General features: G+C 44.0%; 16 protein-coding genes. 11 read left to right on the top strand and 5 right to left on the bottom strand.

What is annotated here, in order from left to right; genetic code table 11:
- The first annotated feature begins 29 nt into the window (after positions 1–29).
- Positions 30–1,409: a Fic family protein gene (locus AAAA78_RS05865; protein WP_340590854.1), complete on the top strand. Its 1,380-nt coding sequence runs from the start codon at positions 30–32 to the stop codon at positions 1,407–1,409.
- Positions 1,410–1,559: 150 nt separating this feature from the next.
- On the top strand, positions 1,560–2,945 hold the full coding sequence (locus AAAA78_RS05860) for a S8 family peptidase (protein WP_340590853.1): 1,386 nt from the start codon (positions 1,560–1,562) through the stop codon (positions 2,943–2,945).
- A gap of 4 nt (positions 2,946–2,949) precedes the next feature.
- Here AAAA78_RS05860 and AAAA78_RS05855 read toward each other — a convergent pair whose 3' ends face one another.
- Positions 2,950–3,300, bottom strand: coding sequence for a type II toxin-antitoxin system PemK/MazF family toxin (locus AAAA78_RS05855; protein ID WP_340590852.1), 351 nt, complete (start codon positions 3,298–3,300; stop codon positions 2,950–2,952).
- A complete protein-coding gene (locus tag AAAA78_RS05850) occupies positions 3,297–3,536 on the bottom strand; it encodes a hypothetical protein (protein ID WP_340590851.1) in 240 nt (79 codons plus the stop codon). The genes AAAA78_RS05855 and AAAA78_RS05850 overlap by 4 nt, the downstream gene beginning before the upstream one ends.
- 275 nt (positions 3,537–3,811) lie before the next feature.
- On the opposite strand from AAAA78_RS05850, the gene AAAA78_RS05845 reads away from it, so the two are divergent.
- Positions 3,812–4,135, top strand: a complete 324-nt coding sequence (locus AAAA78_RS05845; protein ID WP_340590850.1) for a hypothetical protein — start codon at positions 3,812–3,814, stop codon at positions 4,133–4,135.
- Between the two features lie 26 nt (positions 4,136–4,161).
- Here the strand turns inward: AAAA78_RS05845 and AAAA78_RS05840 are convergent, their stop codons facing one another.
- The gene (locus AAAA78_RS05840; protein WP_340590849.1) at positions 4,162–4,995 is read right to left on the bottom strand and encodes a hypothetical protein; all 834 of its coding nucleotides are present in this window, start codon (positions 4,993–4,995) and stop codon (positions 4,162–4,164) included.
- Here AAAA78_RS05840 and lnt point away from each other — a divergent pair.
- From lnt to AAAA78_RS05825, 3 genes are read left to right on the top strand one after another with little or no spacing between them, the layout of a single operon-like run.
- Positions 4,994–6,604: an apolipoprotein N-acyltransferase gene (gene lnt, locus AAAA78_RS05835; protein WP_340590848.1), complete on the top strand. Its 1,611-nt coding sequence runs from the start codon at positions 4,994–4,996 to the stop codon at positions 6,602–6,604. The two genes, AAAA78_RS05840 and lnt, sit on opposite strands and share 2 nt — an antisense overlap.
- A complete protein-coding gene (locus tag AAAA78_RS05830) occupies positions 6,582–8,912 on the top strand; it encodes an endonuclease MutS2 (RefSeq protein ID WP_340590847.1) in 2,331 nt (776 codons plus the stop codon). Before lnt ends, AAAA78_RS05830 begins: the two co-directional genes overlap by 23 nt.
- A gap of 21 nt (positions 8,913–8,933) precedes the next feature.
- Positions 8,934–10,382 (top strand): lipase maturation factor family protein, encoded by a 1,449-nt coding sequence (locus AAAA78_RS05825; protein WP_340590846.1) that lies wholly within the window; start codon positions 8,934–8,936, stop codon positions 10,380–10,382.
- Positions 10,383–10,385: 3 nt separating this feature from the next.
- On the opposite strand, the gene AAAA78_RS05820 is transcribed toward AAAA78_RS05825, so the two are convergent.
- Positions 10,386–11,882, bottom strand: a complete 1,497-nt coding sequence (locus AAAA78_RS05820; protein WP_340590845.1) for an FMN-binding glutamate synthase family protein — start codon at positions 11,880–11,882, stop codon at positions 10,386–10,388.
- A 203-nt stretch (positions 11,883–12,085) separates the two neighbouring features.
- On the opposite strand from AAAA78_RS05820, the gene AAAA78_RS05815 reads away from it, so the two are divergent.
- From AAAA78_RS05815 to AAAA78_RS05805, 3 genes are all read left to right on the top strand, one after another.
- A complete protein-coding gene (locus AAAA78_RS05815) occupies positions 12,086–12,991 on the top strand; it encodes a DUF6635 family protein (protein WP_340590844.1) in 906 nt (301 codons plus the stop codon).
- Positions 12,992–13,129: 138 nt separating this feature from the next.
- A complete protein-coding gene (locus tag AAAA78_RS05810; protein WP_340590843.1) occupies positions 13,130–13,570 on the top strand; it encodes a hypothetical protein in 441 nt (146 codons plus the stop codon).
- Between the two features lie 182 nt (positions 13,571–13,752).
- Positions 13,753–14,505, top strand: coding sequence for a hypothetical protein (locus AAAA78_RS05805; protein ID WP_340590842.1), 753 nt, complete (start codon positions 13,753–13,755; stop codon positions 14,503–14,505).
- Positions 14,506–14,539: 34 nt separating this feature from the next.
- On the opposite strand, the gene AAAA78_RS05800 is transcribed toward AAAA78_RS05805, so the two are convergent.
- Entirely contained in the window at positions 14,540–15,406 is an 867-nt protein-coding gene (locus tag AAAA78_RS05800) for a PBECR2 nuclease fold domain-containing protein (RefSeq protein WP_340590841.1), read from the bottom strand.
- A gap of 162 nt (positions 15,407–15,568) precedes the next feature.
- On the opposite strand from AAAA78_RS05800, the gene AAAA78_RS05795 reads away from it, so the two are divergent.
- Positions 15,569–15,886, top strand: a complete 318-nt coding sequence (locus AAAA78_RS05795; RefSeq protein WP_295900282.1) for a hypothetical protein — start codon at positions 15,569–15,571, stop codon at positions 15,884–15,886.
- A 351-nt stretch (positions 15,887–16,237) separates the two neighbouring features.
- The gene (locus tag AAAA78_RS05790) at positions 16,238–16,546 is read left to right on the top strand and encodes a hypothetical protein (protein WP_340590840.1); all 309 of its coding nucleotides are present in this window, start codon (positions 16,238–16,240) and stop codon (positions 16,544–16,546) included.
- Positions 16,547–16,550 lie beyond the last annotated feature (4 nt).

Below are 16,550 nucleotides of genomic sequence, written 5' to 3'. Positions count from 1 at the left end.
GCGATTTTAAATCGCGCCAGGAGCTGTTTGTGTCTAATGAGTTCGACCTAAAAGAGGCCCTTTTAAATATTTTAAAAGAAAACTCTCCCCTCGGAAAAGCAGACCTTCTTGAAAGACTTCCAAGCAAAGTTTCAGAAAGAACTCTTCAACGAACTCTCGGCTTGCTGGTCGGTGACGGACAAATTCTTTCCGTTGGAAAGGCGCGCGCTACAAAATATTCTTTACCGCCAGTAAAAGCACAGGAAGAAATTTCTACGCCCCACCTCCCCTCTACAGCATGGACTATTTCCTCACTCAAAGGCCCCGCTCTTAAAGCCTTTAAATACGTAACTGCGGATATAGTCACAAGAAAACCTGTTGGCTACAACCAGGACTTCCTAAGAGATTACATTCCCAATAAAACATTTTATCTCGACACAACAATCCGAAAGAAACTTCTGGAGCTTGGTACCGTCGACAGCAAACAAAAGCCTGCTGGCACTTATGCACGCAATATTCTAAACCGCCTGCTTATAGATCTTTCTTGGAACTCCAGTCGACTGGAAGGAAATAATTATTCTTTGTTAGAGACAAAACGTCTTCTAGAACTGGGTGAGTACGCCGAAGGCAAAGAGGCCACAGAGGCGCAAATGATTTTAAATCATAAAGCCGCCATTGAGTTCTTAATCGAAAATGCCAGTGAGATTGAATTCAATTCTTATACAATATGCAGCTTACATGCACTTCTCTCTGATAACCTTTTAGGAGATCCTGCGGCTTCCGGAAAGCTTCGCGAGAATCTTGTATCTATTTCCGGAACAACATATTTACCTCTAGAAAATCCGCATATCATCGAGGAGCTTTTCAATCTTCTTTTAGAAAAAGCGCAAAAAATTCAAGATCCATTTGAACAGGCTTTTTTTGCTTTGATTCATATTTCTTACCTGCAAGCTTTTGAAGATGTTAATAAACGCACATCGCGCCTAGCTGCCAATATTCCGCTGGTAAAAAGAAATTTAAAACCTCTATCATTCACAGACGTCCCTAAGCAAACCTATATCACAGCGCTTGTTGCCGTTTATGAACTCAATGATATTTCTTTGTTTAAGGATCTCTTTGCCTGGGCCTATGAAAGATCTACGCATAAGTATTCCGCGATTCAACAATCCTTAGGTGAGCCTGATTTGTTCAAGCTAAAACATCGCGATAAAATTCAGGAAGTCATCAGTGATATCGTATTAAGACAAGTCCCTGGGAAAAAAATTTTGGCGGCGATACAGGAGGCCGTGAGGCAATTTCAAATGAACACGGAAGACTCCCAAAAGCTTTCTGAAATAATAGAAAAAGAGATCATTCATCTCCATGAAGGAAATATCGCAAGGTTCAAAATTCGTCCTTCCCAATTCAGGGACTGGAAAGAAAAACAGTAGCTTTGATAAGACGAGGTCTTCTGTACTTCGTCTCAACTTGATACAAGACCAAAGTCGTCTGAAGACCTCGCTCTGAAACAAAATCCGCAAACACTATTATGAACCCTCCCCTAAACACCGATAAGAGATGGTGGAGAAAGGGGAAAATTCATGTTTTCTCGCAAAGTGTGGATTGCAGCAGCATGTGTCGGTTTGGTTTTCTTTGGCGGTTTAGGGATTTATCTCTATTCAACAGAATCGTCATCTCCATCACGCACACAAAGTTCGAGCAAAAAAGACAGCAATCGTATTTTTGAAAACTCTTTCATCACTTCCAAAACAGACAAAGTTGAAGACGAACCCAGTGCCCTTTTCAACGACCCTGCCATCAGCCAAGCTTGGGGACTTAAAAAGTCCGACGCCGCTCGTGCATGGTCTGTGACTAAAGGCAGCCGCGATATCGTCGTTGCCGTGATCGATACAGGTATTGACGTTAAACACGAAGACTTAGCTCACAATCTTTGGAGAAACCCTGGAGAGACAGGCAAAGATGCTCAAGGCCGTGACAAAGCGACAAACGGTATTGACGACGACGGCAATGGTTTTGTTGACGACGTTTATGGTTGGAACTTTGTAAGCAACAATCCAAAACTCGACGACAATCACGGTCACGGAACTCATATCGCCGGTATCATTGGCTCTGAGGCTGGGAACGGAAAAGGTATTACAGGTATTGCCCCTGAAGTGAGCTTGATGATTCTTAAGTATTACGATCCAAAAGTTCCCGGCACAGACAATTTGAAAAACACGGTCGCAGCAATTAAGTACGCTGTGAAAATGGGTGCGAATATTATCAATTACTCCGGCGGCGGAACTGAGTTTTCTCAAGAAGAGCACGACGCTATTGCTGAAGCTCAGAAAAAAGGAATTCTTTTTGTCGCAGCAGCAGGTAATGAAAGATCGAATTCCGACCAATATCACTACTACCCTGCCGATTATAAGCTAAGCAATATTATCTCTGTCACCGCGATTGATCCTTCAATCCAAGTTCTGGCGTCTTCCAACTATGGTGTTGAGACCGTGGATATCGCAGCTCCAGGACAGAATATTCTTTCCTGCCTTCCTGGAAGTTCTTATGGATATATGACGGGAACGTCTCAAGCGACGGCCTTTGTGACGGGTGCTGCGGCTTTGGTGATGGCTCACAAACAATCTTTTAAAGCTGAAGACGTTAAAAAATATATTCTTGCAACAGGAGACGCGCAAACTCAATTGGCGTCTAAAACAAGAACGTCTCGTCAGTTAAATCTCTACAAAGCTTTGACGATCTTAGACCAAGGCGTTTCTTCGTCTGGCGGCGTGGCTTTGAATCCGCAGAATTTGAAATTCACCGTTGATCCAAACGACACAAATACAAAAGACGCGATTGATGACGGTATCGATCCGACGGCCAAAGAGATGACCCACTTCGGAAAATCTTTGATTGATGCGATCGGCACAGGCTCAAAAATGCGCCCAACAAAACTTGGTACAAAACAAGGTACAGAGGGATTTTAAAACCCTATAAATCTAAAAAATCTTTGATAGCGGCCTTGATGTATTCTTGAAGACCTTCGGGAATTTCACCAAGGTCTTTTTTAAAAAGAGTTCTATCCCAAGCTAAAATTTGATCCACAAGGGCTTCACTTTCTTTCTGCAAGCCGCAAGTTCCTTTCGGAATTCTTACACGAATAGGAAAAGTATCTTCCTCAAAAATATTTGCAGTTAAAGGAATAACGAGGGCAGATCCAAGCCCCGCTTCGCAAAACACCGACGGCTGTATACACAGACATGGGCGCTGTTTTCCCGGTTTAGTTCCAACTCGTGGCTCTAAATCCACAACATAAATGTGCCAACGTTCAGGAGTGATCATGGTAGTTTCTTAAATCTATCTTTAGTTTGAAAATCTTTAGCGACATCAAGACTAGATCTACCAACAATCTTAGCCGCTCTTTGCCAGCGCTGAATTTTCTCTGTTCGCTTTACATCATGCTCTAGCAGAGTCAATGCAGCTCGAACCACGTCGATCTTTGTCTTCGCGCCCGTCTTCTTTTTTAAATCCTCAATACGCTTATCATCATCTAGTTGGATCATAAGTGGCTTACCCATAAAAAAGCTCCATATATATTCCCAAGTATATCAGGAAATATATTAAATGAAAATAAGGAGGCAATTTGTTGATTTCATTGATCTATTGCAGATCTGAAGCCAAAGCTAAATTTAAAATAAGCCGTCTTGAGAATTTATGTCGCCCGAAAATAGGAAGGAACGCCCCTGCAATTTGCATTTAAAAATTGAAATTTACTAATTGTACGCAATAGCGTATATTTATTGAGGTTTCATTTTTGAAGAATGGTTGAAGCGGCAGAATCGGAATACAAAACATGGCCAAAGCAAAGACATTGAAAAAGCAAAAAAGCTCCTCAAAGAAATCAAAACCCGTGGTTTTAGGTCCACATAAAGTTCTCGATGAAACTAAGTTAGATAAAGAAACCCTAAAATCAATTTTAGCTGAAGCACTGATTGATGGAGACATTGATATGCTAAAAGACGTGCTCATTACTCAAATTCGCCTACAGAACAAAGCTGAACTAGTAAGAAAATCGAAACTAGGCAGACAAACTCTTTATGACCTTATTGAGGGAAAAAGAGAGTTTAATCCCACAGTGAAGACGCTAAGTTCTTTATTAAAGGCGATTGCTGCATAAAAAAGGTACCTGGTACCTTTTTTTTCTTAATCGATAAAATCTGAAAGACTGATCTTACCGCGGATCATGATGATCAGTCCTGCTGACATGAATGCCAGAGCGACGCCGACGCCGATCAGATTGCGGTGACCTAGATTGATCATGCCTAGAAGAATCAACAAAGCACTTAAACCAAACGGACCCCAGTAAAGATACTTTTGCCATTTTGGACGGACTGGTGCTTCGTTCTTTGCTAAAGGCTTTTGCGAAAGTCCTACCAACATCAAGCTGTTGATACGTGCGATCATTTGATCACACTGTGGATCCCCACCTTGAGCGGTTTTTAATTCTTCGTACTTCAATGTCGCGAAACGAAGAGCATCCAACTCGTGGCAGGCACGGATGAATTCATCGTGAAGACTTTCGTTTTCAAAATTCTCCACCAAGTTTTTCCATTTGCGCACCAGACTTGGTTGCGCTTTCAAACTTGGATCTTTTGGAAGGCCTTCCAAGCGCTCAAAAAGCACGTGGCAAGAGTAACACTCCTTCGCGCGACGGCCGTTCAAAGCCCCGCACTTAGGACAAGATTTCATTTCGTGCGCGCCCGGCTCGACGGTTGCGACCTCTTGATGCTGAGCATCAGTCACAGTCGACGTTTCCGTCACAACAGGAACTAGAAAACACAAGACGTTTTGCGGGTCCGTTGGAGGAAATTCGAAACTGAATCGACTCTCACATGAGATGCACTGAAACAACGGAGTTTCCGAATGAATATCATCACTCGCAACTTCGTACAGCTTGGCGCATGAGGGGCATCGAATTTTCATTTTCGTCGTTAAATTCACAGTGGACTCACTCACTCTTTGTGTTACTAATACCATGATGAAGAGATCGATTCAATTTTTCAAGCATAAAGCCTACGATTTTCGTTGGGCGATTCTCTCAGGCATTTTGGTTGGAACAAGCTACATTCCTTTTCCGCCTTGGGCGCTGATCTTCTGCTACACACCACTTTGGCTTTACGCGACTGAAGAAAGTCGCACGGTGAAAGATTCTTTCTGGGCAGCATGGGTCACGCAATTTGTTTTGAGCATCATCGGTTTTCACTGGATCGCTTACACAGCGCACGAGTTCGGTCAAATCCCGTGGTCCACGTCTGTCATGGCTTTGCTGCTTTTTTGTGCGTTCATGCATCTCTACATTCCCGTGGCTGTCGCTCTGGGAACGTGGCTCCGTCTGCGTTTTTCACTGAGTGCGGGAAAAAGTCTTTTCGTTATTGCGATTCTACAGTCTTTGCTTGAGCGCGTGTGGCCAGTCATTTTCGACTGGAATTTAGGTTATACGCTTTTCTGGGCAAAAATTCCGACGTACAACCTTGCTGACATCGTCGGGTTCTTGGGGCTTTCTTCGATCGTGTTGCTGTTCAATGCGTGGATGGGCTACATCTGGCTTAAACAAAGTTACGTTAAAAAAGCCCTCACTCACTTAAGTTTTCTTACATTGACCTTTGCTGCATTAGTGGGCATCGGCTACTGGCACGGACAGAAATGGAATCACTTTGATGGAGAATTCCGCGCGACTGTCATTCAGGCCAATATCGGAAATCTAGAAAAGATTTACGCCGAAAAAGGCCGAGGCTACCAAGAAGCGATCACGAATAAGTTTTTGGATATGACTCGCGATGCTGCGCAGAAGTTTCCGCAAACAGACATCTTCGTTTGGCCAGAGACCGCTTTCCCCGACTACTTGGATCAACATCTTCTCGGAAGAAAACACACGCAGCTTCTTTCCAATGGCTTGGCTCCTCTTGGAAAACCTTTGATCACGGGCGCTTACTCTAAAGACATCAATACGGATGAGAAAATTGATCATTCCACTTACAATGGTCTTTTCTTAGTTGATGCCAACGGCAATAACCTTGATAAGCCTTATCGCAAGACAGAGCTTCTCGCTTTCGGAGAATATCTGCCATTGAGTGAACAATTTCCGGTGTTATTAAAACTTCTTCCGTTTGTTTCTAATTTTGGTCGCGGTCAAGGACCGACAGTCATGAAATGGGAACGCAACGGAGAATCCATTCACTGGGGTGGGCAGATTTGTTACGAGGGACTCTATCCTGAGTTTACACGCGGGCTTGCGAAAAAAGGCGCAGACGTTCTTGTCAACGTAACGAATGATTCTTGGTTTGGTCGCCCTTCAGAACCGCAGCAGCATCTTTATATGACGCTGGCTCGTGCGGTTGAAGTGCGTCGCCCTTTGATCCGCTCAACTAACACCGGAATTAGCACAGCCGTTTTAGCAAACGGTGACGTTCTACAAAAATCACCTCTTCACCAAGAGTGGAGCGGTCAGTTTGTGATAAAGTATCTTAAAAAAGCGCCAACCACTTTGTATGTGCAATGGGGACACTGGGACTGGGTTCTTCTCCTTATTGTTTTAATCGCGCTGGTAACTACAGGAGCTCTTCATGCAAGATCTCGTCGTTCTTGATTGGGTCGAAATTTTAGAAAAAATCCGCTCTCATGCTACAAGTGAAGCGGCTCGCGAAACTGTGATGACAACAAAACCTTTGTCTTCACCGGAAGCGGCTTACGCCAGTTTCCAAGAAATCGCGCAAGCTACGGAAGTCTTGAATCAAGGTGTCCGTCCTTTCATGCAAAGCTTGGATTTGTATTCCACATGGATTGCGCGTCTTCGTAAAAGTGCGGTTTTAAAAAATCTTGAAATCAAAGACGTGCGCAGTTTCTGTCTTGAAGTGTTGGCGCTTAAAGAAGCGCTTTCTCCGATTGAAAACGAATGGGCGCAAAATATTTCTGCAAGCCTCATGAAAGCAGAAGAGCCTCTTTCGGCGATTGATCAGATTCTGACTCCTAACGGAGAAATCCGCGCGGATGCCAGTGAAACATTGTTCCGACTTTATAAAGAAAAAGAACGTCTTGCGCGTGAGGTGCAAAGCACACTAGATCGTTTGGTCAAAGACCACCAAATGGAAAATGTATTGCAGGACAAATACGTTACCACTCGTGATGGCCGTTGGGTTCTTCCTGTGCGCAGTGGAATGCAACATCATTTGCCTGGCGTGATTCACGGATCTTCGCAAACAAAACAAACTGTGTTCATGGAGCCTGAAAAGGTCATTCCGACGAACAATCGCCTGCGCCAAATTGAAGTGGAAATCGAAGATGAGATCGAAAGACTTCTCACAGAGCTTTCTCGTTATCTTTCTTCAAAAGCTTCTGACATTGAAAGCAGCCGCGTTCTTCTTGAAGAGTGCGACGTGCGTTTTTCCCAAGCGCAGTTTGCTTCACAAGTAAATGCCCACCCGATTCAGTTTTCAAAAGAAAGTATGGAACTGATCGAAGTGCGCCACCCGCTTTTGCAACTTTCAGGAAAACCTGTGGTTTCAAATTCGGTTTTGCTGGAAGGTCGTAAAAGTATTTTGCTTCTGAGCGGTCCAAATGCCGGTGGTAAAACTGTTTTGCTTAAATCTATCGGTCTTGCCGCACAAATGGCGCGCTGTGGACTTCCGATTTGTGCCAGCGAAACTTCGAAGATTCCGTTCTTTAAAGATATTTTGATCGGCATTGGTGATGCGCAAAGTGTGGATGAAGAACTGAGTACCTTCGCTGCTCATTTAAAGATCCTTTCAAAGGCCGCGAGCCTAAAACATCGTGATAATTTAATTTTGATCGATGAGATCTGCGGATCAACGGACCCCGAAGAAGGAAGTGCTTTGGGAAGAAGTTTCATTGAAACATTCTCAAACAATGATGTCTTCGCTGTGATCACTTCGCACTTAGGACCATTAAAATCCGGTTGGGATGAAGAAAGTCGCGTCCTCAACGGCAGCCTTGAGTACGATCCAAAAACAGGCCGCCCGACTTACCAGTTTATCGCTGGGATCCCTGGGGATTCATTGGCCATTCAAACAGCCAAACGTGTCGGCGTTTCTCAAGCCATCGTGCAAAGAGCGTTGGACGTCTTAGCTCCAGCGACTCGTGCGCGCCTTGAAGGCCTTGAACAGATTGAACAACTCAAAAGCGATATTTCTATTTTGCAAGAGCACTTACGCAAAGAAACCAATGCGGCTCTCGCGATGAAAAAGAAATACGAAGGTCTTTTAGAGCAATTTAATAAAGACAAAGACGAATGGTTGCAGCGCACAGTTAAAAAAGCTGAGCGCAAAGTGGAAGAAGCGATTGCTCAAGCCAAAGTCACAGAGACCTTTAAGCGTCACACGGCCTTGCAAGAGATCAAATACAAACTTCCTGAAATCGTGAAAGCAAAACCGATCACACAACCTGGCGCTCCTGAAAATGCAGAGGACTTTGCAAAAAGATTCCCGCCAGGATCAAAAGTTTTTGTCGTTTCACTAAACCAAGATGGAATCGTGCAAAGCACGCCGAACTCTAAAGGTGAAGTGTTGGTGCTTTCTGGTTCCGTAAGACTGCAACTGCACTGGCAGGAATTACGTCTTCCGGGAAAACCGCAAAATCCAACATCACAGCTTGTGCGCCAAGGAAGTTCTTTCTCTGTCGCACTCGCTGACGATGATCGCACTTTGGATTTGCGTGGAAAAACCGTGGAAGATGCATTATCAGAATTGGAACTTGCATTAGACAAGGCCGCGCAGTCCCGTGAAGATCGCATGAAGATCATTCATGGACACGGCACGGAAGCTTTGAAAAAAGCCGTGCGTACCTATCTGTCACGTTCTATTTACGTGAAGAAATGGAAAGCAGGATCGCCCGAAGGTGGCGGAGACGGTATTACTTGGGTAGAACTCGGCGAAGCGTAAAAGCGGCCTCACAGGAGTCCTATGTTGCTTGTCGACTATAATATCTCAAGCTGGATGTTTTCAAAGACCTTGAGCCTTTGTTATTTTGTGGCGTTTCTATCTTTGATGCCGCAACTTCTGGGGCTCTTTGGTCGACAAGGTATTTTGTCGATCGATCATCTTCTGAATCTTTTAGACAACGAAATGAAGGCCGAACGATTTTATCACGTGCCTTCTGTGTTTTGGTTGTTCTCTTCGGATTTTGCTCTGAAAGCCGTTTGCTTTATTGGGATGATGGCATCGTCATTGTCATTCTTGGGTTTCAGCCAAAGCTTTATGCTGCTGATTTGCTTTGTTTGTTACTTGTCTTTTGTAAGTTGCGGGCAGCTTTTCTTAAGTTATCAGTGGGACAGTCTGCTTTTAGAGTTTGGTTTTTTAGGACTGTTCTTTGCACCTTACCAGTGGGAGTGGATTCCGTTTGGAGCACACGTTCTTCATCCGATTCTTTATGGCTTAACTTTGTTTTTATTATTTAAGCTGATGTTTTTATCAGGTGTCGTGAAACTCACAAACAAAGACACATCGTGGAAAGATCTGACTGCGATGACATATCACTACTGGACTCAACCGCTGCCTACACCGCTAGCTTTTTTTGCTAACAAACTGCCTCTTCATTTTCAGCGCTTCAGCACTCTTGTGTTGTTTTTTATTGAAATCGTAACACCGTTTTTTATTTTTATTCCTGGTCCGCAACAAGTGCTTGCCGTGTTCTTCCTAATTCTTCTTCAAGTTTTAATTGTTCTTACGGGTAACTATGGCTTCTTCAATCTTCTAACTTTAGGTCTTTGTTTAGGAGTTTTGCCTGATTCAGCTTGGGGATTTAAGATTAACTGGATTGAGACGACAACAGTTCCCACATATATCGCGGCAATTCCGGCGATCTTGTTAATTCCTTCTTCTTTGTTTTGGATCTACAAAAGTCTTTTTGAAAAAAGCAAAGCAGTGGATTTTATGCTCCCCTACATGCGCTTTTTTTATCCTTTCCGCATTTCGAATCCCTACGGTCTCTTTGCCGTGATGACAAAAAATCGCCCGGAGCTTGTTTTAGAAGGCAGCAACGACGGCCATCATTGGGAAGAGTATGAATTTAACTATAAGCCTGTCTCTTTAAAAAAGATGCCGCCTATCGTAGCTCCACATCAACCGCGTTTAGATTGGCAGATGTGGTTCGCAGCTCTTGAAGGCTTTAACGAAAATCTGTGGCTGCAAAACCTGATCACTCGTATTTTTCAAGAGTCGCCTGACGTTCTTATGTTATTTGCAAAAGACCCGTTTAAAGGAAAAGCACCGAAAGCCTTACGCATTCAACGCTACGAATATAAGTTTGCGAGTTTTAAAGAACTTCGTGAAGAGGGACTTTGGTGGAAACGGGACTTCGTCGGATCTTATGGTCCCGTCTTTCAAAGAGAAGAATTCACAGAAGAGGCGTAATACTTACGCCTCTGTATAAATCTCTGCATATGTTTTGATAACGTTTTCTTCCACACGTTTGTGAAGATGATGACGGCGCAGTTCACTGTGATGAGAAACACCCATTGCACCGATCATATGAGCCACAGACTCTAATGTCTCTTGATGGAAGTTCTTTACGCGCTCTCTTTTTGTCGGCACGTGAAGACCTTTAACCAAGTTTGGATCTTGAGTCGCCACACCCGTTGGACATTTATTGTTGTTACAACGAAGCGCTTGAATACATCCCAACGCGAGCATCATGGAACGAGCGGCATAAGTCGCATCAGCACCAATGCAAAGTAGTTTTACTATATCAAATGCTGTTGTGATTTTTCCTGTCGCGATGACTTTGATTTGATCTTTAAGACCTGCTTTTTTTAAAGTATCAACGACGACAACGAGCGCATCCATTCCCGGAGTTCCGATGTAGTTCGTAAACTCCAACGGAGCCGCCCCCGTCCCACCTTCGGCGCCATCGACAACGATAAAGTCAGGATAAAGCTTAAGCTCTTTCATCAAAGCCACAAGCTCTTCGAACTCCTGGCGATGGCCTAAGCAAAATTTAAAACCGACGGGCTTGCCACCAGAAAGCTCACGCAAAGTAGAAATAAATTGAAGCATTCCTTTGGCGTCGGAAAAAGCTTTGTGGCCCGGAGGTGAAATCACGTCTTTACCCAAAGGCACGTTACGAATCGCCGCGATTTCAGGAGTCACTTTTTTGCCGGATAAAATCCCGCCGTGACCTGGCTTGGCCCCTTGAGATAATTTTAGCTCAATCATCTTCACTTGCGGATGACTGGAGTTTTTCTTAAACAATTCCGGATCAAAATCACCGGAATGTGTCCGGCAACCAAAATAGCCTGTGCCGATTTGCCAAATTAAATCTCCACCTGGTTCTAAGTGGTAAGGAGAAATACCACCCTCCCCCGTGTTGTGAGCAAAGTGGCCGTCTTTAGCGCCACCATTTAACGCCAAGATGCTGGCTGTGGAAAGTGAACCAAAGCTCATCGCAGAAATATTTAATAGCGACATCGAATAGGGCTGTTTGCAAAGATCACTGCCGATGGTGACACGCAGATCTTTGCGACTTAGATGTTTTGGATAAAGAGAGTGCGTGACGAACTCATAACCTTGTTCGTAAACGTCGTGCTGAGTTCCAAAAGGAACCGTGTCGAGAACTTTTTTAGCACGTTGATAAACAACCGAACGCTGTTCACGGCTGAACGGCTTTCCGTCGGTGTTGGATTCAATAAAGTATTGATTGATCTCGGGACGGATGGATTCAAGAAGATAACGGAAATGACCAAAAACAGGAAAATTAGATTTGATCGCATGACGATGCTGGCGAATATCGCGGAAACCTAAAGCAAAAAACGGAATAAAGAAGATCAGTGAATACAATCCCGGCGGCCAAGCTAAGTAAAAAATAAAATTCAAAACAATCGCCGCTACAAATGCGATATAGAATTCCCGTCTCATGTCTAAAAAACCTCTTTTGTTGAAACCAAATTATTATCTATAAAACGCCATCAATATAGATCAACTGGACTCAATTTAATATCTACAAAAGCTCGCGTTCGTGACTACAGGCTATACAGAAAAACGGACATTCCTACAACAGGACACTGCGAGGAATTTCTCTTTATTTCCCATGGTTCTTTGAAAAAATAGACCTATCACGGATGGAAAACGTCATGGATCAACAGACTTTGGCCCCCATTTTAGGAGCCCTGGACGAGTGCATTGAAAAATACATCGAGGACCGTAAGAGTCGCATCGGCGATTTCATCGAGCGTCATTTCTCTCTTCAAGAGACTTTCGCCATTCAAAAGAAGTCCTTTCCATTAGATTTGCTCTATAGCCCCTTAAATACTCTTTGGGCCATCCCCTATCTTTCCGCCAAAAAATCGGTCGAAACCTTAGATAAGATGGGTTGGACAAAGCTCAGCCCCGCAATGGAAAAAGTTCCCTCGGGAATTAAAACAGGTTATCAACGAGAAATTGAACGCCTGATCGCCACGGAACTTTTAGACTCCGAAGCCCTGCTCACTGACCTTCGCAAACATCCCACGTTTGCAAAGCTGATGCTTTCTAAAGAACTGCAAATTGATGAATCGAAAATTCAAAAAGAATTTATCAAAGAAATTGAAAAGTACACCGCAAGCCAAGCCTTTATCGCAGACCTTGCCGGATCTTTAATGACCCTCGCTGCGGGCTGGTGGTTTTTCGGAGATAAAAGTTTAAGTCTTTTGGGATTAGGCAATAAGATCGCAAGAAAAATGGCGCGCGATAAAGCAGCCTCGCATTTCTTTTTAGGTGAGAAATTAGGTTCCACTTTTTACGGAATCTTTCCTCCCGTTCCGACTCGCACGGAAATTTATATGGCGACTTTTGCCGTCGGGACTTTGCTGACCATCTTTAGTATTTTCGCAGCGATCATGAGTGATCCGGTTCGTAAGAAGCTCGGACTTCACAACAAAAAGCTCACGACGCTTGTCGAGAATCTCGAAGAGAAACTATTTCTTTTGCTTAAGAAAGAGATCAAACAATCTCTTCGTCACTCGGCAAATGACAAACTTGCCAGCTAATTTTTCACGAGCGTCTAAAGCCTGAACAGCAATTACCGGCAAATACTTGTTCGATTTCTAAATTCGAGCAGTTCTTTAAACACGCTCTAGAAAAGAATTCTACGCCCATGATAGAAGTCCTCCCATAAAGGAGTTCTTATGAAAAAAGCGGTTTTACTTTTATCGGCTCTGTTTGTTTTCGCAGGCACAACGGCTCAAGCCAAGCTTCAGGAAATGAACGACAGTGAACTGGCTTCCGTGTACGGCGCTTCTAATATCGCAGCTTATCTTGTGAAAGTCCTCGAACAAAAAATCAACTCAGGACAAAACATCTCTGGCGAAGAACTTATGTCAGACCTCGCTTTGATCTCAAAAGCTTTCGGTGTCAGCTTTGAAAACATCCGCGTTTCAGGTGCTACTTACGGTGGCTTGAGTGTCTCGCTCATCAAAGACGGTCAGGTGATTGGAACAACGCAACTTCCGTCTCACATTGAACACGTTTATATCGGTTCGGTTCGCGCAGGCAATGGCCCTTCAATGGGCGCTCTTGAGATTCAGGGCCTCAATGTCACAGGCCAGATCACAGTGACCGTGCACTAAGAAGCGCAAAAAGTGACGCTCCTTGTGCGGCACTGTCACAGAAGTTTGACGACTCACTCTGAGAACGCCTCAGAGTGAGAACAGCCCCTCTTGTAAGTCATCAAAAACACAGCGAAAATCAATTTGTTTCAGAGTGAAATATGGCACCGCCATTGCTTTATAGTATGGCATCAGGGGGCTTTATGAAAAATACGAAACAAATCTTCACAACAATCCTTACTCTAAGTGCAGTCGCTTTCCTTACAGCTTGCGGCTCTAGCAACCAAGTAGGATCTTCGGATCTTTCAAGCCGCGTGACTCCAACTGGAAACACTTCTTCTTCTACAAAGCCTCTTGCTTACTGCAACCAAGCATCAGGTTCTGATATCACGGCAAAACTCAGAGCTTATGTTGATTCATCTAACAATGTTCGCATGGACTATGCTTACGCTCGCTTAACAGCATTGCCTGCGACGTTCAAATCTGACCAAACTTACATCGCTATGTGGAAGTGGATGACAAATACAAGTGGTGCGACTTACTTGGATCCTACTCCACTTCAATTCCTAGTTGCTAACGCTTCAACAGGCCAGGTTTTGACAGCTTGGAAAACGACTCTTCGCTGGAGTGATGTAGTTACGATCGCTTCTGGCATGGGTATCACAGATCCACAAACATTCTTTAATAGCGTGAACATCTTGGTTGATTTGAAAGACACTCAAGGCGAATACGATGTGTTGAGAATCTCTAACTACGATCTTTCAACGAATAAAATGTTGAACCAAGTAGATGGCTTGCTTCCACTGTTCTACGCAAACCCTGCTGACTACGCTTTCGAAGCAACAGGTGCAACACGCGCTACAGTTCTTCAAAACTTGCATCCTTTCAAAAACTACAAGGACCAAGGTTACTCTGCAGCGCAATTCACATCAATGGCTCAAGGCTTGTGCTTCTAAGACGAGGAAAAAGGTACCAGGTACCTTTTTCCTTTTAATGAGCGGATTCCTGAGAGACCTCATCGGCTTGCAGATTATCACCCTGACGATAGCGATCTACCAAAGTGCGATCCGTAGTCGGGAAAGAAAACAAAAGAGAGTGAACGTTAGATTCTTCATCTTCCTGAGTGACCGCGATATAGACCAAATCTTTCGTGGTTTCGTGATCTGGGAATTCTTTAATAAAACTCACTAAAACGTTTCCGTCTAAATCATTCTTACGCCAAATCTCATCGGCATTTTCAATCGTGTCTTCGCGCAATGGAGCGAAGTCTTGAAACTTCTCTTGAGGAATGTCTTTTTCGCCACGCACTTTAAGCATCGCCAAGTAAAGACCCATCGCCAATGGATCACCCTCACCGAGGGCATCACCTTCAATGGCTCCGCCGGCGACTTCTTCAAAAGTTTTGTCGTAAACCAATTCGCCGCGCTGATAGTTTTGCCACAAACGACTGTCTTTTGTCGGGAAGTGAATAAAAACAAAAGTCGGATATTCGTCTTCAGAAGATACGTAAGCCACAGCCACGTATTTGAAAATCTCATTGCCTTCTTCAAAAGCTTTGAGGAAGTGATAGATTGCATAGTCTTCCATGGTTTTTTCATCCATCCAGACTTCATCGGGCTCATCCAATGTCGCTTCTAGATAATGCTCATGGGCAATCTGTTCTTCGTCAGTGAAATCGTCAGGAGATCGTAAAGATTGATACTCTCCCTCTAATTTATTGATGGCGTCTTCAAAATAACCGAAGAGATCCTTCTCTGATTCAAAGATAAGACCTGCCGCTTCATCGACAAGAATATACTCTTTTTCCGAGGGAGAGCTGGGAGTTTTCTTTTTCGCACGGGATTTTGTTTTCGCCATATCGTTCGTATCCTTCACAATTTATTATCGAGAGATTCTCGACTCTCAACAATAGAAAAGATGGACGACACGACAAGCCCCGTCATAGTTCTATTTTTGGTCTTGCAAGGTGAAAGATTATTACTCACCATCGAGTTAAGACGTCGCAACAGGAGGCGCTTCTTGGTCAATATAGAAGAGACAAGTTTGGAAAGAATGGAGGCTTTGCTCTCTCATTCAGCCATGGGTGTTCATGTTCTTTTTGACAATAAGTCTATCGCGGATGTTCTCAAGGAAGTGAAAGACGACAAGGACTTTTACAGCTTCGACAAAATGAAGAAAGTCCAAGACGTCATGACAGAGCTGATTGCGAAGAAAAGCTATTTCGAAAAAATGGCTTACCTACAGGCTCTCGATCCAGAGTCCTACCAAATGCTAGTGAGAGCTTACTTCCACATCGTAGAAAACACAGTCAGAGCCAACAACGAACACAAACACTAACTTCCCTTTCCCGACCACGATGGTCGGGAAAAAAATAGCATCATGCTATTTTTTTCGCGCCAGCCCGCAGGGTTGAGGGCAGGAGCCCGAAACAAACAGCCTGCTCAAGGACGGCGGAAGCTCGTGCTATTGTCACTGCTGAATTTTCCCGAAACGTCCAAAATTTATGCATTTCCCTCAACATTTCCCTTCTTCTTCGAGGGAAAACTACGAAGTTCATAAATCTGTCGAACTCCTGGAGTTCTATTTCGACATCACTTTCGATATTTAATGCGAAGCGTTGACTGTCTGGTTATCCTGAGCTCATCGGGATTATCAAGGTTTCCCACCGCAAAGCCGATAGGAAGATTTGTGAAATATCGGATTTTCTTATCGGCTTTCTTTTTGATCTTGGCCCCGACACTCAGTCATGCTGAGTATCGCGTGTTTCTTTTGAAGATCACAAAAAAATCCGCCGACCCTCAAAATCCTTCCCAGGACTTCCGTCTGGTTGAAAGCACGCTCGATCATATTCAGTACCACTACTACTATCCCGTCGGTGCCGACGAAGAGGTTACTTACATCGATACGTGGCGCTGTTACGGGCGCACAGGCGATTTCCAAACTCTCTGCCCCAACCCGAAAGGCCAGATTCCTCAAGGTGAAAACGCGGCCCCTTAATGTA

The organism is Bdellovibrio sp. BCCA (genome assembly GCF_037996825.1).
Taxonomy (GTDB): domain Bacteria; phylum Bdellovibrionota; class Bdellovibrionia; order Bdellovibrionales; family Bdellovibrionaceae; genus Bdellovibrio.
The sequence above is the reverse complement of the archived record's forward strand: the minus strand, read 5'-3'. Positions and strand labels throughout refer to the sequence as shown.